Raw genomic sequence first — 21174 nt, forward strand, 5'->3', positions numbered from 1 at the left:
TTCGCATTATCCGATCCATTTATGATAAAAGGATTTCGCTCTGCTGATATCACTTGTGCCGTGTATTAATGCTCTGCCGTCACGAAACAGTACCATCTTGAAATTGTCTGTGCAAAACGAAATTAAATACGGGTTGGCTGAAACATCAAGCCCTGCCTGTCTGAGCTGTCCCGCAAGTTTTTGCAGATCAACCTGTTCGGAGATCCCCGTTCTGATCTGCACCGTGTTCCGCCCGCACAGAACTGCCGCTTTTGTCTGATTTTCATAGGATAAAAACGGAAATTCGTTTGTGCCGCAGCTTGGGCAATCAGCCGACTTAAGACGGGCGATGTTTATTTCTGACCGTTCATTTTTCCATAAATCAAAGGAACGGAGAACATGCTCGATAGATCCGCCCGTTAACAGCTTCAGCGCATCTGCTGCCTGAAAAACGGCCGTCTGCAATACAGCCGGGCTGATGATTCCCGCCGTATCGCATGTCATACCGCCTAAAGGCAATGTTTCAAGCAGACAGTGAAGGCACGGCGTGACACCGGGAATGACGGTAAAAGAGAGCCCGTAGCTGCCGACACAGGCGCCGTACAGAAAGGGAATCCCTTTCTGTACAGCCGCATCATTCACAATCAGTCTCGTTTCAAAGTTGTCGGCGGCATCCACGATGAGGGAGGCGCCACGAATCAATCCGGGTGCGTTTTCCGCAGTGACATCCATGACAAATCCCTCGACCTCTACATCACTATTTATAGATCGAAGCCGTTTTTCAGCCGCCGCGGCTTTCGGCATTTCCTGTCTGACATCGTCTTCGGTATAAAGCTGCTGGCGCTGGAGATTACTCCACTCCACATAATCTCTGTCAGCGATCGTTACCTTCCCGACCCCTGCTCTGACTAGCATCTCCGCACTTGCCGTCCCAAGCGCACCCGCGCCGATAATCACGGCGTGAGACGACCGGAGCTTCTCTTGGCCGGAGGGACCGATCGGCTGAAACAGCTCCTGTCTGGAATATCTGTCCGTCATACCGGAAGACCGTCTCGCGGACTGCTTGCAGTTCCGTAATCTTTCACCGGAATTCTCCCGGCTTCATAAGAAAGGCGGCCCGCTTCTACGGCAAGCTTCATCGCCCTGGCCATCTTGACCGGATCATCAGCGCCTGACACAGCGGTATTTAACAGCACGCCGTCTGCCCCGAGCTCCATCGCGTAGGCGGCGTCTTTTGAAGATCCGACGCCGGCATCGACAATGACCGGCACCTTCGCCTGTTCAATGATAAAGGAAAGATTCAGCGGATTTAAAATTCCCTGACCGGAACCGATCGGCGAAGCGCCCGGCATAATGGCATGCACTCCGAGCTCCTCAAGACGTCTTGCGAGCACGACATCGTCTGACGTATACGGAAGCACGATAAAGCCCTCTTCGAGCAGCTGTTTTGATGCTTTCAGCGTTTCAACCGGATCAGGCAAAAGTGACCGGCTGCATCCGATGACTTCTACTTTTATCATGTCACAAAGCCCTGAAGCTTTGGCAAGCCTTGCGATTCGGACCGCCTCTTCAGCCGTTGCGGCTCCGGCCGTATTCGGCAGAAGCGTGTATTTAGACAAATCAAGCTGTTCGAGAAAGTTAGGCTGAGACTCTTCAAAGATGTTCATCCGCCGCACCGCAAAGGTTAAAATATCTGATTCCGAGACAGCCACCGCCTCTTTCTGAATCTCAAAACTCGGATATTTTCCCGTTCCTAACAGCAATCTTGACTGAAACTGTTTTCCGCCTATTGTTAACATCCTCATCCGCCTCCTACAAAATGGACAATTTCTATGACATCGCGGTCACACAAACTCGTATTTTCATAATTCTTTTTTTCAATAATTTCTTTATTTCTCTCCACAACTACGATTCTTTGATCAAGCTGGTACGATTCAAGCAAATCCTGAACCGTCCCCTCTTTTCGATTCCAATCAATTTGTTTTCCGTTCAGCTGAAGGATCATATATGAACAGCCTCCTTGCGATCAATTCGAAACGCTTCTTCCCATTCCTGTTTAATCTGTCTTTCCATGATCATATCCCGCACCATTTCAGCCGTTGCCGGCGCCAACAGGATGCCGTTCCGAAAATGGCCAGCGGCGAAGATGATGCCGCTGTCTTCAGGATGCCGCCCGATAAACGGCTTTCCGTCTCTTGTTCCCGGCCTGAGCCCCGCCCAAAACCGGTCTATTTTCATATGTTCGATGGCGGGAAGCATGGTTTTCGCTTTTGCAATGACGGCCTCAATTCCTCCGATGTCAGGCGTATCGCTCCAGTCGCCCTGTTTCATCGTGGCGCCGATGACTAGCCGGCCGCTTTTTCTCGGGACGACATAACAATGATCATGGTAAAGGGTTTTGATCAGCGGGGTATCGTCATTCCACACGGAAAGGCATTCTCCTTTCACAGGAAAAAAAGGCTGTCCCAAGCCGAGCTGGCTGAAAAACCGGCCGCTCCATACACCGCTTGCAACTGCGACTTTGTCAGCATAAACATCCCCGCCGGACATTGTGATGCAGTATTCTCCGTTCACCCGTTTTACGGAGGTGACTTGTGTGTGCTCATATATGTCAGCGCCATAGCGACGCGCCCCTTTTGCATACGCTTTGCAAACATAGTACGGTTCGACATGGACATCGTCTTTTATAAAACTTGCGCCGAGAATGTCTTTTGAAGCGTAAGGCTCTTTTTCAAGGGCATCTTCCGCTGAAAGCCAAGTGACGGAAGGCAGATCATCCATCTTCCGTAGACGGGCGATATCTTCTTCGGTATACGCCAGTTTAAGCATTCCGCCGTTATGGCGCCTGATGTCAATGCCGCAAGCTTCCTCAAGCTCTTGCCCCGCCGCTTCATACAGCCTTTGACTGTGCATGGCAAAATCAAAAAACGCATCCCGGTTTTCACATTCCGCATGAGCGCCCAACATTCCGGCGGCAGCGCTTGTCGTTTTTCGGCCGACTTCTCCGGCTTCAAACAAGACAACGTTCTGCTGCGTCTTCGCCAGCTCATAAGAAATGGCGCATCCGATAATTCCGCCGCCGATCACCGCTGTATCATAGTGCTTCTTCATAATCGGCCTCCCTTACCGCGCGTGCATACCGTTTTGCCGCCTCCTCAGGATTTTCAGCTGAGAAAATACCTGACATGACGGCAATTCCGTCCGGTTTCGCCTGCTTTGTGTGTCCGATCGTCTGCAGTGTCATTCCGCCGATTGCGATGACGGGGATGGAAAGCGTGCGTTTGATCTCTGAAAGCAGGCTGATGCCTCTTGCTTCAAGTCCCTGTTTACATTCGGTTTCAAATACATGGCCGAACACCACATAATCCGCATCTTCCTTTTCAGCTTGGATGGCTTCTTTCAGCGAATGAACCGAACGTCCGATATGAAGATGGGGAAATCTGCTTCGCACCTGCTTTACGGAAAAGCTGCGGGACGGAAGCTGAACACGGTGTATATTGGCAAAAAGCGCGATATCCGCCCTGTCATTGATGATCAATTTGTCCTTATCCGCACCGCCCTTTTTCAAAAGGGACAAAAGCTGCATGATTTCTCCCGCTGTTTTATCCCGCTCACGGATATGGATAAAGCTTACTTCGCGCTGAATCGAAAGAATATCCTCGGCCAGCTCGGCAACGGGTTTGCGATTATCAGTTACCGCGTGCAGCTCCAAAAGATTCCACCTCTTTTCCGCCCTTCTCGGACCAGCCTTCTTTTTGATAGGCCATTCCCCAAAATTGATATTCATAATAGCTTGAAATCACAAAATTCTCTTTCATTTTCGCGCGGATGTCCTCTGTGCTGTTTTCAGCAATCTCGTCAAAACGGCTGATCTGTTCTTCGACTTGCTGTCTGAACCAGTCTCCGCCGTATGTACCGATCCATTTTTCATAAATCGGATGCTCCGGTTTGCACTCCTTTAAGTGTTCGCCGACTTCATAATAAAGCCAATAACAGGGCAGAAGCGCAGCTAATATTTCTCCAAAATTGCCGCTCATCACCGATCTGTACATATGAGACGTATAAGAATAGGCGGTCGGTGCCGGTTTAAATGCCGCACGCTCTTCTTCCGTAATCCCTAAAAGCTCCGTAAACTCGCGGTGCAGCGCCATTTCCGCTTCATATGTCCCTTGAGCATGGCCCGCCATCCTGCCCGTCGTAAACAAGTCTTCCGCATATGCGGCGCCGAACGCCTGAACTTTTGCAAAATGCGTCAAATAGTAGGAATCTTGCAGCACGTAATAGCTGAAACAGTCTATCGGCAGGCTTCCGTCACCGATTCCCGTTACAAACGGATGAACAAAACTTCCGTCCCACCATTCGGAAGCCGCCTGTCTGCATTCTTCAGAAAATGTCATCATGTCTTCCCCCCTGTTAAAATAAAAAAACCACTTTCCTGCATCGGAAAAGTGGTTTGGAATTTAAATGGATAAAAGGAACCCCAAAAAAATACCGCTCCACTTCCCTACGCAGGTCTGAACCTGTTCAAGTTATGAGGGTCTAAAAGTCTCACTTTTATCTCAGCCCTTATGAAGGACACCCCTAGTGGTCATACGATTAATGATTTATTTGTTATGCCTTCTATATTATCACGAATTGCAATTTGGTCAAGCTTCAAGAATTTTTCTCAGTTCCGACACGTAGTTGCGCGAGCCCGTGACGATGAGACGGTCTCCTGTTTTCAGCCGCGTGTCTCCGTGCGGAACGATGCTGTCCACACCTCTGAAAATCCGGACGAAAATCACATCGCCCATCAGCGGAAATTCCCGCAGAATGATGCCGTTATACGCCGGGTTTTCCAGATTGATCTGATATAACGAAGACTCCTCATTCGTCAGGAGGCTCATCACGCCCGGCGCTTCAATTAATGCGCGCAAGAGTGTCTTTGTAGACAGAAGGATAGAAAAAATACTGATGCCCTCTTCTTTCAGTTTTGTTTCATGCTCAACCGAGCCGACGCTTGCGATGATACGCTCAGTCCCTTTCTCTTTCGCTATTAAGGCGATTTCGGCGTTCACATCTTCATTTCCCGTCGCCACGACAAGAATATCCGTTTTGAAAATACCGTGCGACTCAAGCGTACCGGGCTCGTAATCAGAAATCGTGTCAACCGAAAAAACCGATTCCGCAAGCGTTTCCCCGGTATTTTCCTGATACACATGGACGACCCGTACTTCATATTCCTCCTCAGGCAGTTCCAGCGTAACCGGAAGTGTCATTTGGTTGGCGCCGATAAATGTAATGCGCTTTTTTTCCTGCGGCGCGCTTTGCCGTTTGTATAATTTCTTAAAGCCGATCGGCGTGATGATGCTGGCAATAACCGCAACTAAAGTCAGCGCGCCGGACATATTGGCGCTGATAATGTGGAGCCTTTCTCCGATCGTAGCCGCCGCGATAACAAGCGACAGCGTGGACGTCAGCAAAAAGCCCGAAGCAAACACGGTTCTTTTGTCATACCATTTCTTTAAATAAAACACCGGAAACATTTTGCTGATAAACAGCGCAAGCAGAAGCAGCGGAATCATCGTTAATGTTTTCGGATCTTGGAAAAGCGTCCAAATGTCCAATTTCACCCCGACCATGACGAAAAAGATCGGAATTAAAAACCCGTATCCGAATGAATCCAGCTGTTCCACCATTTCTTTATTCGGAGACAGAAGCGATACCAGAACGCCTGCCAAAAACGCGCCGAGAATATTTTCCGCCCCGAGAGATTCCGATAAAGCGACAAGCACGATAATCAGTGTGAAAATGGCCCGCGTGCCGATCTGCACGGTGCCTTTAGACATCGACTGCACAAATGAACGGTGTTTAAAGATCCTGCCGAAGAAATACAGCACGACCCCCGCGGCAAAAAGGATCAACAGAAGCCACATATTTCCGCTGTCTTCTCCGTAAAGAGAAGAAAAGAAAGCGAGCAGAATCATCGTAGCCAAGTCCGCGATAACGGCGACAAGCAGGATGATCTGGCCGATATTGGAGTTCATGATCCGTTCTTCCTTTAAAGTCGGGACCACCACACCGAGTGATATCGTCGAAATAATAAGCGTCATTAAAAATGCGTTTTGTATAAAACCAGCTAATACAAAGGCATAGGACAGCAGCAATGATAAAATAAAGATGCCGAAAAAGATAATCAGTGCGGCAGAAAACGTGTTGGGCGCTTCCTTGCCATTCGGAAGGAATTGTTTTTTCTTCCCTTTCTCAAATGAAGAAAAATCAATTTCCAAGCCGCTTAAAAACATTAAAAAGATAAAGCCGAGAACAGACAGCGTCTCCAGCCACGTATCTCCCTGAACGACAAGATTCAGGCCGCTTTTTCCGATAATAAGCCCCATGATGATCTCCGCGACGACGACGGGGATGCTGAGCTTAAACCGATGTAAAAGGAGCGGCGTCAAAAAAGCGACGATCAGAACGACGACTAAAGATGCGACTGATGTGTGTTCCATTCGTAAATACCTCCTTAAAACAAGGGTTATAAAAGCCCGCTTAAAGCGGGCGAAACCTTACTTTTTTTTAAAAACATAACGCATATTCTAACAAGGCTGAACGCGAAAAAAAAGTGATAAGGCTTTATTTCTTTAATTCTTTTTTTAATTTGTGCAAAAACAGCGTAATTAGGTATAGGAATTAGCCCCATAATAAATAAAAAACCGTTAATAAGGAGGCTGACACGAATGGCTTATGACATCATCAGCGATATACACGGATGTTATGACGAAATGATCGCGTTAATGCAAAAGCTCGGATATGAAGTCAAAGACGGAACGCCCGTTCATTCTGAAGGCAGGACGCTTGTCTTTGCGGGGGATTTAACGGACAGAGGCCCAAAATCCGTAGAAGTGATGCGTTTTGCGGCAAAAGCATATGAAAAAGGAGCCGTCCGTTATGTCCCGGGAAATCATTGCAACAAACTGTATCGTTACTTAAAAGGAAACCCCGTAAAAGTGATGCACGGACTGGAAACGACGGCAGCCGAACTGAAAGAGCTGTCTCCCGCCGACAGAACGGAAGTCTCCAGACAATTTATCCGATTATATGAGTCAGCGCCGCTTTATGACATTTTACATAATGGCGATCTCGTTGTCGCCCACGCCGGCATAAAAGCTGACGATATCGGTAAATACTCGCGTAAGGTAAAAGAATTTGTTCTGTACGGCGATATCACGGGTGAAACGTATCCAGACGGCAGGCCCGTCAGAAGAGACTGGGCCGCCGCTTATGAAGGCAAGGCATGGATTGTTTACGGCCATACCCCGGTAAAACGCCCCCGGATCGTCAACCGTACAATCAACATTGATACAGGATGCGTCTTCGGGAATCAACTGACAGGCTTTCGTTTTCCGGAGCATGAAACCGTCTCTGTGGAAAGCTCAATGCCGTATGATGCTTCACGATTTCGCGAGGATCACGGCAGGGAGGCATGAAAAAAAGCCCGAAACCGGTAAACGGTTCGGGCTTTACATATGTTCAATTAATGTTTTCATATCGTCAGGCACCGGAGCGTGAAAAACGAGCGTTTCTCCGGTCATGGGGTGTACGAATGAAAGCCGCTCACTGTGAAGAGCCTGCCGCGCAATTCCCTCATTTTTTCCGCCGTACAGTGTATCACCGACTAAAGGATGGCCGAGGTAGCTCATGTGCACCCGGATTTGATGCGTCCGCCCCGTTTCCAGCCGCAGGGCTGCAAGCGTAAACGCATGTCCCGCTTTTTCCGTTTGAAAATGCGTCACCGCTCGTTGTCCCTCCGGCGTTACCATCCGCTCAATAATACTGTCGTGTTTTCTTCCGATGGGCGCGTCCACCGTTCCTTCCTTCTGCGGCATGATGCCGTGTACGACAGCGAGATACCGCCTGCTGACAAGCCCCTTCTTCTGCGCTGCTGACAAAAGAGAATGGGAAAGCCGATGTTTGGCGATCAGCATCGCCCCCGATGTATCCCTGTCAAGGCGGGTGACAAGATGAACCGTTGATGGCACGCCGCTTTTTCGGTAGTGGCTGATCACTCCGTTAGCGATGCTTCCCGACGGATGTTCTCTTGATGGAATTGAGGAGACATACGGCTGTTTATTGACCACAAGCACATGGTCATCTTCATAAAGAATATCAAGCGGAACCGGCTCAGGCAAAAGCGTTTCACTCACATGCTCCTTCGGAAATTCAATCTTAAGCACATCTCCGTCCGCTAACACGGTGCGGACGGTTACATGCTCTCCGTTCACAAGCAGGTCTCCCCCGCCGAATTTAATGTCAGCGAGAAGCCGCTTTGAAATGCCGAGCTGCGCCGTATATTCTTTTACCGTCATGCCGGCTTCCTGGGCAGTCATGTTCTTTTGGATAAAAAAGTTGTCCAATCCGTTTCCTCTTTCTATTCGCCTTTTCCGATAAAGGAATCCTGCACCCTTTTCCAAAACGGAAAAGGACGGAATCTTGCAAATCTGACTTTTTCATTTGCCACACGGCATAGAATGGACTTGACATCCTTATGCAGCAAGGTTAAATGATCAATTGTGACTTGAAAGTCGACGTCGTTTCTCGGTTTGATGACACAGTTATGATGATCGGGAAGCAAAAGCGGCGAGCCGACAGTCCTGAACACTCTGTTGTTGATGGATGCCATTTCCGCAAGCTGAATCGCCCTGATGGAAGGGTGGATGATTGCGCCGCCTAACGCCTTATTATAAGCCGTGCTTCCGGAAGGTGTGGACAGACATAAACCGTCTCCCCTGAACGTTTCAAACAGCTGGCCTTTAATTTCCACGTCAGCGACGAGACTGCCTTCTATGCTTTTGATCGTACATTCGTTCAAAGCCAGATACCGCTCCTCACGCTCTTCATCATGATAAGTGACAATCACCTCAAGAAGGGGATACTCCACGGTATGATACGGCGTTTTGGCAATGGCCAGAACGAGCTTTTCTATCTCCTGCGGAACCCAATCGGCATAAAAACCCAAATGCCCCGTGTGAACTCCGACAAACGCCGTTTTATCGAGACGGTCGCTGTACCTGTGAAATGCGTAAAGAAGTGTTCCGTCACCGCCGACGGAAATAACGATTTCCGGCTCTTTTTCATCCAAGGTCATATCAAAATCGAGTAAATACGCCTGTATTTTGCTTTTCAGTGTATCTGAAACCTCGTCTCCTTTTGAAGAAACGGCAAATTTCATGCCATTCCCCTCCTTTCCTACTGGTGGTCTCCCGCTTTTTTCTTTCGCGAGAACGCGGCTTGGGCTTCCTGGATTTCTCCGCGGATTTCTGACATTTCTTCATCGAGCCGTGATGCGGCTTCTGAGGCCCGCTGCAGCCTCAGCTTTACTTTTTCGGGAATGTTCCCGCTGTATTTGTAATTCAGTGAATGCTCAATGGTTGCCCAAAAGTTCATGGCAAGCGTCCGAATCTGTATTTCCACAAGAACGTGCTTTTCTCCGGACGTTGTTTGTAAAGGATATAAAACGACAAGGTGGTAAGACCGATATCCGCTTTCCTTATGCTCTGCTATGTAATCCCGCTTATCGACAACGGTAAAATCTTTTCTGGCAAACAGCATATTTTTGACGATCTGGATATCATCGACAAATTGGCACATAATACGCAGCCCCGCGATATCCTGCATCGTTTCAATCTGATGAAGCGGTATGCTTTTTCGTCTCGCTTTTTCAAGTATGCTCGCCACCGGCTTCACGCGGCCTGTCACAAACTCAATCGGTGAGTGGTCATCTTCATACTCATAAAGGGTTCTGACGCCTTTCAGCTTCACCTTTAATTCTTCAACAGCCTGGCGGTATGGCGCTAGAAATTGCTCCCATTGTTTGTCATCCATCGTACATCCCCCAATTCCGAACCTGTTCTAAAGAAATACGCTTTTCACTTTTTCTTCCATATCTCCGTAGTTTGCATTATCTTTAATATTTTCAAGAAGATAATCGAGTTCTTCATGCAGCCCTGAAAGTTCAACCGTTTTTCCGCCGGCCTCAAGGACCGCCGGTTTTCTTTGGTCTAAGGCTTCTTTCAGATCCGGCCAGATATGTTCTTTTATAATGACATATTCAAAAGAGTCAGCTGATTCAAGTATGTATACAAAAGCAAAGTGATCGGAATCAACAAGCATTTGACCTGAGGCTTTGCGTTCCGCTCCGCTTAAGTCCTCTCCGCACTTCAAGCGGAGCGCGTCTTCTGTTAATGATGCATTTTGGATTTCAATTCTCTTTTGCATAATGTTCTCCTTTTTTAACAAAGTACAGCATTTATTTTATCATATCAAGGTCGATATTGATAAACGTAACCTCTAAAGAGATAATGGGAATTATACAATTTTTCGTCCTGAAAGGAAGACTGTCATGACCCAAGAAATAGAAATTGAATTCAAAAACCTGCTGACAAAATCAGAATTTCTGAAGCTGAGTGAAGCACTCTGCATGAAAGAACATGATTTTAAACAGCAGGTCAATCATTATTTCGACACGAAAGATTTTTCCCTGAAACAAAAAAAATCAGCACTCCGCATCCGAGAAAAAGACGGCGCGTTCGTTCTGACGTTAAAAGAGCCTGCCGCGGTCGGTCTGCTGGAAACCCACCAAGAGCTTGCGGCACCTGATCTTGACGTCTTCAAGATCCCGGAAGGCTCCGTCAAACGTCAGCTGGAAGGTCTCGGAATCAACTCAGAACACATTTGCTATTTCGGGACGCTGTCGACCGCACGCGCGGAAAAAGAATCAGAAAAAGGCTTAATCATTTTAGATCACAGCCGATATTTAGAGAAAGAAGACTTTGAATTGGAATTCGAAGCTGCTGATTGGGATGAAGGAAAACGGGCGTTTGAACAATTGCTCAAGCAATTCGGCATCCCAGAGCGGATCACGAAAAATAAAATCCAGCGTTTTTATGAACAGAAACAAAAAAAGGTGGAATGACACAGTGAATATAACGAATTGGGCGGCCCTTCTCCAGCTGCAATCAATGGCGCTGCAATCAATCTCTCATACAAGCACGGCTTCAGGCGGACAATCTTCAGAAAGCCCGCTTGCCAATTTCAGCGCGCTTCTCAGCCAGTATACGGACACAGCCGTCCGGCAGCAGCCGGAATCAGGAATTTTAAACGGTGTGCGGACCGCTCACGCTTCATATTCACCGAGAATTCCCGTTTCATCCGGCTCCGCGGCTGCTTCACAGACCGCTTCCCCGGGCATAAAGTCTCCGGATGCGGCTTCTGATATCAGCACCGGAAACTTTTCAATAGACAGCGCCATTCAGAAAGCGGCCGAAAAATACGGAGTGGACGAAAAGCTGATCCGCGCGGTTATTAAACAGGAATCAGGCTTTAATCCGAAAGCGGTCAGCGGTGCGGGGGCAATGGGACTGATGCAGCTCATGCCTTCCACGGCAGAATCACTCGGGGTGTCAAACCCGCTTGATCCCGTCCAGAACGCTGAGGGCGGCACAAAGTACTTAAAGCAGATGCTCACGAAATACGACGGAAATGTATCTCTGGCGTTAGCCGCCTACAACGCAGGCCCCGGCAACGTAGATCGGTACGGAGGCATTCCGCCGTTTAAGGAAACACAGCAATATGTTAAAAACATAACCAAACAGTATTACGCGTAAACCAGAGAGGCTTCCTTCGCCCTCTGGTTTTTTTGCGGAGTGAAATCTTACACATGAATGAAGGCATGTGATATGATATGAAATACAAGCGCCTGACAGAAAGGCACTTTGTTTGTAGAAATAAAATGTTATTGCTAAAATATACAGTAACTGAAGATAGTAAAACTGAAAGATAAATTCGCAATGGGAATTATGATTCCTATTAGCCATATAAAGGAGTAGTCAACATGGGACAATCGTTTAACGCACCATATGAAGCGATTGGAGAGGAACTTCTATCGCAACTTGTTGATACTTTTTATGAGCGTGTCTCGTCTCATCCCTTGCTGAAGCCGATATTTCCAAGTGATTTGACTGAAACGGCCAGAAAACAAAAGCAATTTTTAACCCAGTATTTGGGCGGACCTCCTCTTTATACTGAAGAGCACGGACATCCCATGCTCAGGGCAAGGCATCTCCCCTTTCCGATTACGGACGAGAGGGCTGATGCGTGGCTAAGCTGTATGAGCAAAGCGATGGATGATGTCGGGCTGGAGGGCGATATTCGTGAATTTCTGTACGGGCGTCTGGAACTAACGGCCAGGCATATGGTAAACCAGTCAGAAGCGGAGGATCGATCATATTGACGAATTATCAGCATGAGCAATACTTCGCCCATTGCCACGGACATCCAAAAAAACCGCTCGAAATTTACATGTTTGTCGACCCTTTATGTCCTGAATGCTGGTCGCTGGAGCCCGCCATAAAAAAATTAAAAATCAAATACGGACGTTTTTTTACGCTGCGGATCATTGTTTCCGCGAGCATTACATCGCTGAATAAGCAAAAGCGGAAAAAACACCTTCTTGCCGAAGCTTGGGAAAAAATTGCGAACCGTTCCGGGATGCCCTGTGACGGAAGCCTTTGGCTTGAGCAAGATCAGCCTCTTTCATCGCCCTACCTTGCCGCACTCGCTTTAAAAGCGGCCGAACTGCAGGGAAGAAAAGCGGGCATTCTGTTTCTCCGCAACATGCAGGAAAGCCTGTTTGTTTCCAAGCAGAATATTACGGATGAAGACGTTCTTTTAGAAATTGCCGAAAAGACGAAATTGGATGTTGAAGAATTCAAGCGTGACCTCCATTCGCAAAGCGCGGTAAAAGCGCTTCAGTGCGATATGAAAATCGCGGCGGAAATGGACGTCACCGTCAACCCGACATTGACGTTCTTTAACAGCCTGCATGATGATGAAGGGCTGAAGGTCCCCGGCAACTATTCTTATGACGTATACGAAGAGATCTTATTCGAAATGCTCGGGGATGAACCGAAGCCTTCTGAAACGCCGCCTTTGGAATGTTTCATTGAATATTTCCGGTTTGTCGCATCGAAAGAAATCGCACTCGTTTATGATTTGAGTCTAGAAGAAGTTGAAAAAGAAATGAAAAAACTGGCATTCGCCAAAAAGGTCGCCAGAGTGGAAGCAAAGCACGGTCTGTTTTGGAAGTCTCTTTCCGGCACCCAGGAGGATGTCACCTGTTGTGATCATTAAAAAAAGCTGATTCCTTACGGAGCCGGCTTTTTTTGTGCAAATAAAGAAACCGCGCCGGGATAAGCGCGGTTTCATATGTCTTAACGACAACAAAGGGGATGGGAGAAATTTTTCACGGTCAAACAAAGGGGTAATGTTTGTTTGTGATCAATTTCACATCCTTATCATATCAAATCTTGTCGAGTTTTGACAAGCCATAAGATTAATGTTCATATTTTTGTCACAAAACATAACTGACTGCTTGTTTTCATAGAATATATCAATGAAAAACAAGGAGGGAAATCAATGCTCCGCACCGTATTGATCATCGGAATGATTGTGTTTTTCTTCTTTTTAAACCTGCTGGCCATGATGCATATGCTGCCGATTTACATTACATCTCCCCTGCTGTTTCTGTCCATATTGTTTGCCTTGTACCGGCTGAACCATAGAAAAACGTTTAAAGGGTTTTAGAAAAAGCCTGCGCATCTTATGCACAGGCTTTTTTGAATTACGAAGGGTTCACTTTCGAAAGAAGCTCTTCCATTTCATTCAGTTTCTCTTCAAACATTTTGCAGGCCGCCTCGATCGGTTCAGGCGATGTCATATCGACTCCCGCTTTTTTCAGTATGTCGATCGGATATTCCGAGCTTCCCGCTTTTAAGAATTCGGTATAGCGCTCCACCGCAGGCTTGCCTTCTTTTAAGATCTGGCTGCTCAGCGCTTGGGCCGCACTGTAGCCTGTCGCATATTGATACACATAATAATTGTAATAGAAATGCGGAATTCTTGACCATTCCAGACTGATTTCTTTATCAATCACCATGTTGTCACCGAAATACTTTTTATTCAGATCATAATAAAGTTCGTTCAGCAGTTCAGGCGTCAGCGGCTCGCCTTCCTGCGCTTTCGTATGAATCAGATGCTCAAATTCAGCGAACATCGTCTGTCTGAACACTGTGCCTCTGAATCCTTCAAGCATGTGGTTGAGCAGGTACAGACGCTGTTTTTCATCCTTTAAGCTGTTCAGCATATATTCACCGAGCAGCGCTTCATTAGTCGTTGAAGCGACTTCAGCGACAAAAATGCTGTAGTTACCGTACGGATACGGCTGATATTTTCTCGTATAGTAGCTGTGCACGGAATGGCCGAACTCGTGAACGAGCGTAAACAGATTATTAACATTATCATGCCAGTTCATCAAGATGTACGGATTCGTGCCGTATGTACCGGACGAATAAGCACCGCTGCGTTTTCCTTTGTTTTCGTATACATCGACCCAGCGGTTTTCAAGTCCTTCTTTTAAAATAGACGCGTATTCCTCGCCCAGCGGAGCAAGTCCTTTGAGCATATAATCTTTCGCTTCCTCATATGTGACCTTCATTCCCGAATCTTTTACAAGGGGTGTGTAAAGGTCATAAATATGGACTTCATCAAGGCCGAGCACCTTTTTCCGCAGGTCAATGTAACGGTGTAATAACGGAAGATGTTTATTGATCGTTTTAATAAGGTTATCGTAAACTTCTTCAGGGATGCTGTTATTGGATAAAGCCGCTTCCCGTGCTGATTTATATTTTTTCACACGGGCATAAAAATTATCTTTTTTCACAGTGCCGCTGAGTGTAGTCGCCATCGTGTTTTTATACTGTCCGTATGTTTTATATACAGCTTCAAATGCGTTTTTGCGGACTTCACGATTGCTGCTTTCCAGGAAATTAATAAAGTTGCCGTGTGTGATTTGAGTTTCCTTGCCGTTTTCATCTTTAATCGACGGAAACGTAATATCGGCGTTATTTAAAACGCTGAATGTATTGGAAGGCGACGACAGCGCTTCAGAGGCTTCCGCAAGCAGGGCCTCTTCTTGTTCGCTCAGCACGTGCGGACGCTGTTTTGTAATTTCTTCAATTGCATGGGAGTAAAGCTTAAGCTCCTCTTTTTCCAGAATAAACTGGTGCAGCTTGTCCTCCTGAATCGCCAGAATTTCCGGTTCAATGTAAGCAGTCGCGCTGGCAGCCTGAGAATACAGGCTTGCGGCTTTATCGTTCAGCCCTTGGTAGAAAGAATTTCCCGTATCCTGGTCTGAGCGCATATGCGCGTATGCATAAAGTTTCCCAAGGCGGTTCGTCACTTCATCCTGTGCCGTAAGCGCAGCGTATAAATTATCAGCCGAATGAGCAAGCGTGCCTTTAAAAGAAGATAAATTCGGGATTAATTCTTTAACTGCTTGAAATTCTTTATTCCAGGCCTCATCACTAGGAAAAATATCCTCTAGTCTCCATGTATGCTCTGCCTTTACTTCACTTCTGTCAGGCAGCTGTGCTGCTTTATTTTCCTCAGTCATGGTGATCCCCCTCGTTTTCTTTACTTCAAGCCAATTGAAAAAACGATTGTTTCTCCAAAAACTTGTGTTGTGATTATCTTCCGGCTTTTCACTGCCTTTTGTCAAATCATATGCGGCATATAAGAGCGAGCATACCAATAATACAGTGAAAAAACGAAAACAAACTGCTTGTACGCCCCTCACATTCGCCACCACCTTGACGTTAGGGTGAACGAAATGAAGCATTCTCATTCCCCAAAAAAGAGCAGATCCCGCCGGCGCAGCTCTTCTGCCGTTTGAGGGAGCTTCCGTTGAGATGAGGGCATATATACTTCATTCTCAATTTCCCTTAAAAAATCCTGCAAGCATAAGAAATCAGCATATTGTTTTACCGCCATTCTGATAAGGCTATCTTGTGAACCATACCGCATCCGGATCTCCTTATGCCTGATTTTTTGCCGTAAATCATGAACCATGCCGGATAATCGGATCGGCGCGCCTTTTTTAGAAAGTTCCGCAAGCCGTAAGTATAAATGGCCCTGCCACACAAAAACGGGACTTGCAAACACAAAGCCCGCTGAAACGGGAATAAACACTTCAGATGGGAGAAATGGAAATGCAACCTGATGTCTTTCGTAAAAAAGACGCCGGATAAGACCGGCATCTTCTGATAAAAACCGCCCGCTTTTGTTGCGGAAACCGGCTACGGCACGTCCCCACGAGGGAAGTCTGACGCTGTGCCGCCCTTCCGGATGACAAATGTCTTTCAGGTTTGCTTTGTGAAGAGGGATTGCGGTTAAGCCGGCATAAGAATAGCCGGTGTAAAATGGAGTGATGGAATGCAGCCTGTAAAAGGAGCGGGCGTCGGGGCAGTAAAACAGTAAGGAGGAAAATGAATGGACTTCAAAGAACTGCCAGTGAAAAGCAGAAAGCCGGAAAAATTGCGCGGCCATCCGTTTTAACCGTTTTGCCCCGATGATCCAGACCGGCCGGTACCCGGCGTTTTTCAGGCCTGCCGTCCGGCTCTTTAAAGAGTCCGCCGAAAGGTTCGCACATTGAAATTCAAAAGCCACCCTCTCTTCTCCGCTTTCTGCCGTCAAGTCAGGCCGCTGTCCAGCGGAAGTCAGATACGGTTCCAGGCTGACGCTGCACCCTTGTGTCTTCAGCCAGAGAAAAAGCTGCCTTTTTCCTTCCAGATGGTATTCGCTTTCAGGTTCGGATTCCCCGGGACACAGCCTGCTTTTTTTATGAGCGAAGTGCGGCAGTTTCTCCCGTCCCAGTTTGATATCAAGCTCACTTTTGCAAACGGGGCAGAACCAGCGTTTCTTTCTCAGCTCCGCCGCTTTTTCCTTTGAATAGCTTCCGGCCAGCTGAATGAGCCGTCCGTCGGCAGTCACAGCACTGAACATGTTGCATCTTCTCCTTTCCTGAATCTTGTTGTATTCAGCAGGAAGAAGATATAATCCTGTTTGCGGATGAGAGCCGTTATACGATTTTCAGCCGTTCATCCTGTCATTCAGAACAAAAAAAACCGATTTCTGCTGAGAGAAATCGGTTTGTTATGATGCAAAGTGTTTTTTTATTGTATATAACGCATGATCAGCGATCACCAATTTGCCGTATTCTTCAAGACGGTGAATGCTGACTGATGATTCGTGCGCGTACTCCAACAGGATGCTTAGCTGATTTTCAACCTCTTCATCAGTTTGCTCATAAAAATCTGCATATAAATAATATCGGTCTTCAAACGAATACAGGGTCGTTTTAATTCCGTTAAGATTCAATTTTGATAGCGAGATGAGATCCTCAAAATCATCGAACCGCAAAGTGAACTGAAGCTTTTGCTCCTTATCTTCCCGGTTCTCGGCCTGCTCTTCTTTCTGGAAATCATCAAGTAAAGCATCGAGATTTTCATCTGCCGGCTCTTGTTTTTTATCTTCCGGGATCGGCAGTTCGAGTTTTTGTCCGTCCTTGGAAAGCTGGGCTTTTGTTACGATTATTTCCAGTCCTTTGTCCAATGCCTGAACCTGAATCCAAAGAGGACCCTCGACAGCGAATTCCTCTTCATCATGCACTTCATCCATGACTTCCCAGAACAGTTCTTCACTGCGCTCGCGATTGTACCAGATTTCTTCTCTGTCAAAACCGCGATCTTCAATATCACCATAAGACATATAAAATTTTACAGTATGCTCATTAATTCTTTCTATTTCCATTTTGCCAACCTTCCCTTCTTTATAAGATGTTGAAGGGACATCTAAGCTCCCGATGAATAGTACTTTACTACACTTTACCCATTCCGTCCACATCTTAACCTTATAGAAGACAGCGCAAATTCTTTATATTTCTATTTTATGATAAAACAGTTATAAAAGAAATAAAAAAGCATTTTCACACCGAAAAACAGGCTTTCTCCCGGTTCCCATCATAAATAGCGCACTGCTTCATATATTAGCTGTACAAGCAATCGATCTATAAGCGAGGTGTTCCCATGCCGCACGATTACCTGCTGTCCCTTCTGCTTATTATCGGGATTGACCTTATTCTCGGCGGTGACAATGCCGTCGTCATCGCGATGGCCAGCCGGAATCTGGCCCATAAACAAAGACAGCAAGCGATCATCTTCGGAACATTTATCGCAGTCGTCTTGAGAATCGTTCTGACGAGCGCTGCGGTCTATTTATTGAATGTTCCTTTTTTGCAATGCGCAGGCGGGGTATTTTTATTGTATCTCGGCTATCAGCTTCTGATTGAGAAGAAAGATGCGCAGCATGTGAAAAGCAGTTCTTCTCTTTGGAAAGCCATCCGCACAATTGTTCTGGCTGATATCTTTATGTCGCTTGACAATGTCATCGCAGTAGCCGGCGCTTCTCACGGTGAGCTGACACTTGTAGTGATCGGTCTCTTCATCTCGGTGCCGATTATCATTTGGGGCAGCAAGCTCGTTCATGCCGCCATGGAAAAAATGCCTTTATTGATGTATGCCGGGAGCTGTCTTCTCGCATTTACCGGCGGTGAAATGATTGCCAGAGACAGCAAGCTGTCATTTTTCATGGCTGAACACGGCATTATACAAATGATGCTGCCGATTTTGACCGTCGTATTTGTTATCCTCGCCAGTATGATTTACCAGCAGACTGAAAAATAAAAAAAGCCCAAACCGCGATGGTTTTGGGCTTTTTCCATGCTTATCGTAAGCTTATATCAGTTGGCAAGACGCTGTGCTTCTCTTAATTGGAAAGAACGCACTTTTCTTGGCAGGAATCGTCTGATTTCATCTTCGTTATAGCCGACTTGCAGACGTTTTTCATCAATGATGATCGGACGGCGGAGCAGTCCCGGATGCTCATTGATTAAAGTATATAAGTCTTGAAGCGGCATAGATTCAACATTTACGTTCAGTTTCTGGAATACTTTAGAACGGGTAGAGATAATTTCATCCGTACCGTCTTCAGTCATACGCAGAATCTGCTTGATCTCATCAATTGATAACGGCTCGGAGAAAATGTTTCTCTCTACAAACGGAATCTCGTGCTCTTCAAGCCAAGCTCTTGCTTTTCTGCATGACGTACAGCTAGGTGATGTGTATAATGTAACCATTAATCTTCACTCCTCTAATTAGTAGGATGAACATGTTTGTATTCTCAAATTGAAATGACTTTAAAAAAGGAATCTTTATAGGTATTATACTATAAAAAAGTAAGTGTGAACAGTCTCCTGAGAAAAAAATGTGTCAATCCGGCAAATTTACGGCTGGCGGATGTTTCCCCATTCTCAATTAGCTCAGCTGATCGAAAATGTTTTTTCGTTTTTTCTCATCAATGACTTTGAGAACTTCATCCGTTTTTTCGTATGATTCTCCGTACCATTTTTCATCTTTATAAGTGTGAATGTTTTCATATGTCTGTTTCATTGCTTCAAACATTTCTTCTTCTGATTCCGTCTTAGGTGACCAGTACAGAATCTCCATTTTGTTCACTTCATTCGTAGCCAATGACCGGCGCCGATACCCGATTGACTGCGCGTGCTTGAAATGCTCTCTTTGATAAAAACGCAAGCGTTTCTGTGTATCCGTGTCATCCTCGTCAACAGGCTCCACCTCAAGCAGAATCGGCTTGTTTTTCTTTTTCAGCCTGCCGATCAGCTTGCTTCCGAGGCCTTGTCCTCTGGATTTCTTTGACACAAACAGGTAATCAATAAAGATGAAAGAGTCAAATTCCGCATACATCAGCACGTGGTACTGCCCCTCTTCTTTATGATAAACATCGCTTTGCTCCTTTAACAGAGCTTCCATATGCGCTTTTGATTTCATTTCTTCAATCGGAAAATATTCACTCAGCTTTTCGTACCAGTTCATTCATTTGCTCCTTATGGGTTCGTTGTCTTCACACTTTTAGATATACCCCATTTCCGATTGTTTAAACAATCTTACATCTATTAAGACGTGTGATCCTTTAACATGGTTTCAATTTTTTTAAAATGGTGTGTAATCGACGTTTTTGGTATAGCGGTTTGCCGCGTCCCACAATAAAAATTCGTCAATTCCTTCGTCATGCAGCGCCTTAACCTGGTCTTCCACCTGGCGTTTCCCGTACTTTTGATAATTTCCGTTTCCGAGATATGATGCCGTGAAGTCCTGAAGCCACGGACGCGATACAGGCGGGTGTTTCAGCTTAGACAGTTTTTTATTTTCCACCTTCGCGTATTCTTTGACGACTTTGTAAGGCTCAAGATCCGGTTTATCAATGCCGAAATAGCTTGTCCAATGACTCGGATAAATCATGGATGAAATGACATCGACCTGTTCTGAAATTTTGCTGAAATTCTGGCCGATCCCAGGCGCTTCCGGCAGCGTGGCTGAATAGCCGAAAATATCAACCGACACATCCGCGCCGTACGGCTTGAGTTTTTTCTTCGCATAACCGACAAAATCGGTGACGGCGTGAACGCGTTTTTGCACATTGCTGTCTGCTGTTTTTCCGTAATCGCCGTGACCGTATGTCAGTTCGTCATCACGTTTTTCAAATCCTTCAGGAAAACGGACATAATCAAACTGAATTTCTTGAAAACCCATCTTTACGGCTTGTTTTGCAATCTTTACATTGTAATCCCATACTTCTTTCATAAACGGATTGACGAACGATTCGCCGCGGCCGTTTTTCCAGACACTTCCGTTTTTTTCTTTAAAGGACCACTCCGGCTTTTTGTTCGCGAGTTCGCTGTCTTTAAATACGACAATACGCGCAATCGGATAGATCTTTTTTTCCTCCAGCTTTTTCATCATCTTTTTTGAGTCTTTGATGTACGGCTTGGCGATTTCGGCATACTCAGAATGGCCGTCCGGCTTAAAGGTGAGGTTTCCGTTGTCATCCTTGACATCAATCACCATTGTATTGAGTTCCGTTTTGTCCACAAAGTCTGTCAGCTCCCCGAATTTGCTTCCTCCCGCTGAATGCCCTGTGACGTAAATGCCCCGCACCTTATCAGGATGTGAAAAATGCAGCCCTGACGGATAAGCGAACCGTGCATTTGATTTCGGCAGTTCTTTTTCGGCCAGCGCTATTTTTACAAGCGGCTGCTCCTCTTTCACAGCGGCGTGAGCCGGATAAGCGGCTGCACTGATAAACAGTCCCGCACAAATGGCGCACAAAATGGTTTTCATACTGATCTCCCCCTTTTTTTCCATTATAGAAAAACGGGAGCAGGCTTAATAAACTTGAATGTGC

24 protein-coding genes and 1 riboswitch are annotated in these 21174 nt (G+C 46.3%); of the genes, 7 read left to right on the forward strand and 17 right to left on the reverse strand.

Features of this window, described 5'->3' with window-relative positions:
• Nucleotides 1-6 precede the first annotated feature (6 nt).
• The 7 genes from thiF to OQ477_RS09480 all read right to left on the reverse strand — a co-directional run bounded on the left by thiF (nucleotide 7) and on the right by OQ477_RS09480 (nucleotide 6470).
• Nucleotides 7-1017: a thiazole biosynthesis adenylyltransferase ThiF gene (thiF, locus tag OQ477_RS09450; protein WP_265972196.1), complete on the reverse strand. Its 1011-nt coding sequence runs from the start codon at nucleotides 1015-1017 to the stop codon at nucleotides 7-9.
• Nucleotides 1014-1784 carry a thiazole synthase gene (thiG, locus tag OQ477_RS09455; protein WP_088462285.1) on the reverse strand — a complete coding sequence of 257 codons (771 nt, stop codon included), beginning with the start codon at nucleotides 1782-1784 and terminating at the stop codon, nucleotides 1014-1016. The genes thiF and thiG overlap by 4 nt, the downstream gene beginning before the upstream one ends.
• Nucleotides 1781-1984, reverse strand: a complete 204-nt coding sequence (thiS, locus tag OQ477_RS09460; protein WP_003155008.1) for a sulfur carrier protein ThiS — start codon at nucleotides 1982-1984, stop codon at nucleotides 1781-1783. The genes thiG and thiS overlap by 4 nt, the downstream gene beginning before the upstream one ends.
• The gene (gene thiO / locus OQ477_RS09465; protein WP_265972197.1) at nucleotides 1981-3090 is read right to left on the reverse strand and encodes a glycine oxidase ThiO; all 1110 of its coding nucleotides are present in this window, start codon (nucleotides 3088-3090) and stop codon (nucleotides 1981-1983) included. Before thiO ends, thiS begins: the two co-directional genes overlap by 4 nt.
• Nucleotides 3074-3691: a thiazole tautomerase TenI gene (tenI, locus tag OQ477_RS09470; protein ID WP_012117296.1), complete on the reverse strand. Its 618-nt coding sequence runs from the start codon at nucleotides 3689-3691 to the stop codon at nucleotides 3074-3076. Before tenI ends, thiO begins: the two co-directional genes overlap by 17 nt.
• The gene (tenA, locus tag OQ477_RS09475; RefSeq protein ID WP_265972438.1) at nucleotides 3669-4376 is read right to left on the reverse strand and encodes a thiaminase II; all 708 of its coding nucleotides are present in this window, start codon (nucleotides 4374-4376) and stop codon (nucleotides 3669-3671) included. The genes tenI and tenA overlap by 23 nt, the downstream gene beginning before the upstream one ends.
• An 87-nt stretch (nucleotides 4377-4463) precedes the next feature.
• A riboswitch (TPP riboswitch) is annotated at nucleotides 4464-4572 on the reverse strand.
• Nucleotides 4573-4625: 53 nt separating this feature from the next.
• Nucleotides 4626-6470 carry a monovalent cation:proton antiporter family protein gene (locus tag OQ477_RS09480; RefSeq protein WP_265972199.1) on the reverse strand — a complete coding sequence of 615 codons (1845 nt, stop codon included), beginning with the start codon at nucleotides 6468-6470 and terminating at the stop codon, nucleotides 4626-4628.
• Between the two features lie 228 nt (nucleotides 6471-6698).
• On the opposite strand from OQ477_RS09480, the gene prpE reads away from it, so the two are divergent.
• Nucleotides 6699-7448 carry a bis(5'-nucleosyl)-tetraphosphatase PrpE gene (prpE, locus tag OQ477_RS09485; RefSeq protein ID WP_022553552.1) on the forward strand — a complete coding sequence of 250 codons (750 nt, stop codon included), beginning with the start codon at nucleotides 6699-6701 and terminating at the stop codon, nucleotides 7446-7448.
• Nucleotides 7449-7481: 33 nt separating this feature from the next.
• Here prpE and OQ477_RS09490 read toward each other — a convergent pair whose 3' ends face one another.
• Genes OQ477_RS09490 through OQ477_RS09505 form a run of 4 tightly spaced genes read right to left on the reverse strand, consistent with a single transcriptional unit; the run spans nucleotide 7482 to nucleotide 10236 of the window.
• Entirely contained in the window at nucleotides 7482-8375 is an 894-nt protein-coding gene (locus OQ477_RS09490; protein WP_265972200.1) for an RluA family pseudouridine synthase, read from the reverse strand.
• A gap of 14 nt (nucleotides 8376-8389) precedes the next feature.
• Complete coding sequence (locus OQ477_RS09495) at nucleotides 8390-9190, reverse strand: NAD kinase (protein WP_003155018.1); 801 nt, start codon at nucleotides 9188-9190, stop codon at nucleotides 8390-8392.
• A gap of 17 nt (nucleotides 9191-9207) precedes the next feature.
• The gene (gene yjbM / locus OQ477_RS09500; RefSeq protein ID WP_007610625.1) at nucleotides 9208-9843 is read right to left on the reverse strand and encodes a GTP diphosphokinase; all 636 of its coding nucleotides are present in this window, start codon (nucleotides 9841-9843) and stop codon (nucleotides 9208-9210) included.
• Between the two features lie 27 nt (nucleotides 9844-9870).
• On the reverse strand, nucleotides 9871-10236 hold the full coding sequence (locus OQ477_RS09505) for a hypothetical protein (RefSeq protein ID WP_003155020.1): 366 nt from the start codon (nucleotides 10234-10236) through the stop codon (nucleotides 9871-9873).
• A gap of 124 nt (nucleotides 10237-10360) precedes the next feature.
• On the opposite strand from OQ477_RS09505, the gene OQ477_RS09510 reads away from it, so the two are divergent.
• From OQ477_RS09510 to OQ477_RS09530, 5 genes are all read left to right on the forward strand, one after another.
• Nucleotides 10361-10933: a CYTH domain-containing protein gene (locus OQ477_RS09510; RefSeq protein WP_032874470.1), complete on the forward strand. Its 573-nt coding sequence runs from the start codon at nucleotides 10361-10363 to the stop codon at nucleotides 10931-10933.
• 4 nt (nucleotides 10934-10937) lie between these two features.
• Complete coding sequence (locus tag OQ477_RS09515) at nucleotides 10938-11624, forward strand: lytic transglycosylase domain-containing protein (RefSeq protein ID WP_007409105.1); 687 nt, start codon at nucleotides 10938-10940, stop codon at nucleotides 11622-11624.
• A 227-nt stretch (nucleotides 11625-11851) separates the two neighbouring features.
• Entirely contained in the window at nucleotides 11852-12250 is a 399-nt protein-coding gene (locus tag OQ477_RS09520) for a thiol management oxidoreductase (protein WP_007610618.1), read from the forward strand.
• Entirely contained in the window at nucleotides 12247-13149 is a 903-nt protein-coding gene (gene spxH / locus OQ477_RS09525; RefSeq protein WP_265972205.1) for a protease adaptor protein SpxH, read from the forward strand. The genes OQ477_RS09520 and spxH overlap by 4 nt, the downstream gene beginning before the upstream one ends.
• A gap of 285 nt (nucleotides 13150-13434) precedes the next feature.
• A complete protein-coding gene (locus tag OQ477_RS09530) occupies nucleotides 13435-13602 on the forward strand; it encodes a hypothetical protein (protein WP_003155026.1) in 168 nt (55 codons plus the stop codon).
• A gap of 37 nt (nucleotides 13603-13639) precedes the next feature.
• On the opposite strand, the gene pepF is transcribed toward OQ477_RS09530, so the two are convergent.
• The 3 genes from pepF to mecA all read right to left on the reverse strand — a co-directional run bounded on the left by pepF (nucleotide 13640) and on the right by mecA (nucleotide 17664).
• Entirely contained in the window at nucleotides 13640-15469 is a 1830-nt protein-coding gene (gene pepF / locus OQ477_RS09535) for an oligoendopeptidase F (RefSeq protein ID WP_003155028.1), read from the reverse strand.
• A gap of 227 nt (nucleotides 15470-15696) precedes the next feature.
• The gene (locus OQ477_RS09540) at nucleotides 15697-16857 is read right to left on the reverse strand and encodes a competence protein CoiA family protein (protein ID WP_265972207.1); all 1161 of its coding nucleotides are present in this window, start codon (nucleotides 16855-16857) and stop codon (nucleotides 15697-15699) included.
• Between the two features lie 150 nt (nucleotides 16858-17007).
• Nucleotides 17008-17664 (reverse strand): adaptor protein MecA, encoded by a 657-nt coding sequence (gene mecA / locus OQ477_RS09545; RefSeq protein ID WP_265972209.1) that lies wholly within the window; start codon nucleotides 17662-17664, stop codon nucleotides 17008-17010.
• A gap of 275 nt (nucleotides 17665-17939) precedes the next feature.
• Between mecA and OQ477_RS09550 the strand changes: the two genes are divergently transcribed.
• Complete coding sequence (locus OQ477_RS09550; RefSeq protein WP_265972211.1) at nucleotides 17940-18596, forward strand: TerC family protein; 657 nt, start codon at nucleotides 17940-17942, stop codon at nucleotides 18594-18596.
• Nucleotides 18597-18652: 56 nt separating this feature from the next.
• On the opposite strand, the gene spx is transcribed toward OQ477_RS09550, so the two are convergent.
• The 3 genes from spx to OQ477_RS09565 form a co-directional block, all read right to left on the reverse strand.
• On the reverse strand, nucleotides 18653-19048 hold the full coding sequence (gene spx, locus OQ477_RS09555) for a transcriptional regulator Spx (protein WP_003155034.1): 396 nt from the start codon (nucleotides 19046-19048) through the stop codon (nucleotides 18653-18655).
• Between the two features lie 178 nt (nucleotides 19049-19226).
• On the reverse strand, nucleotides 19227-19805 hold the full coding sequence (locus OQ477_RS09560) for a GNAT family N-acetyltransferase (protein WP_007409110.1): 579 nt from the start codon (nucleotides 19803-19805) through the stop codon (nucleotides 19227-19229).
• Nucleotides 19806-19922: 117 nt separating this feature from the next.
• The gene (locus OQ477_RS09565; protein ID WP_265972212.1) at nucleotides 19923-21110 is read right to left on the reverse strand and encodes a putative glycoside hydrolase; all 1188 of its coding nucleotides are present in this window, start codon (nucleotides 21108-21110) and stop codon (nucleotides 19923-19925) included.
• Nucleotides 21111-21174 lie beyond the last annotated feature (64 nt).

Source organism: Bacillus sp. ChL18, from assembly GCF_026241425.1.
Classification (GTDB): domain Bacteria; phylum Bacillota; class Bacilli; order Bacillales; family Bacillaceae; genus Bacillus; species Bacillus velezensis.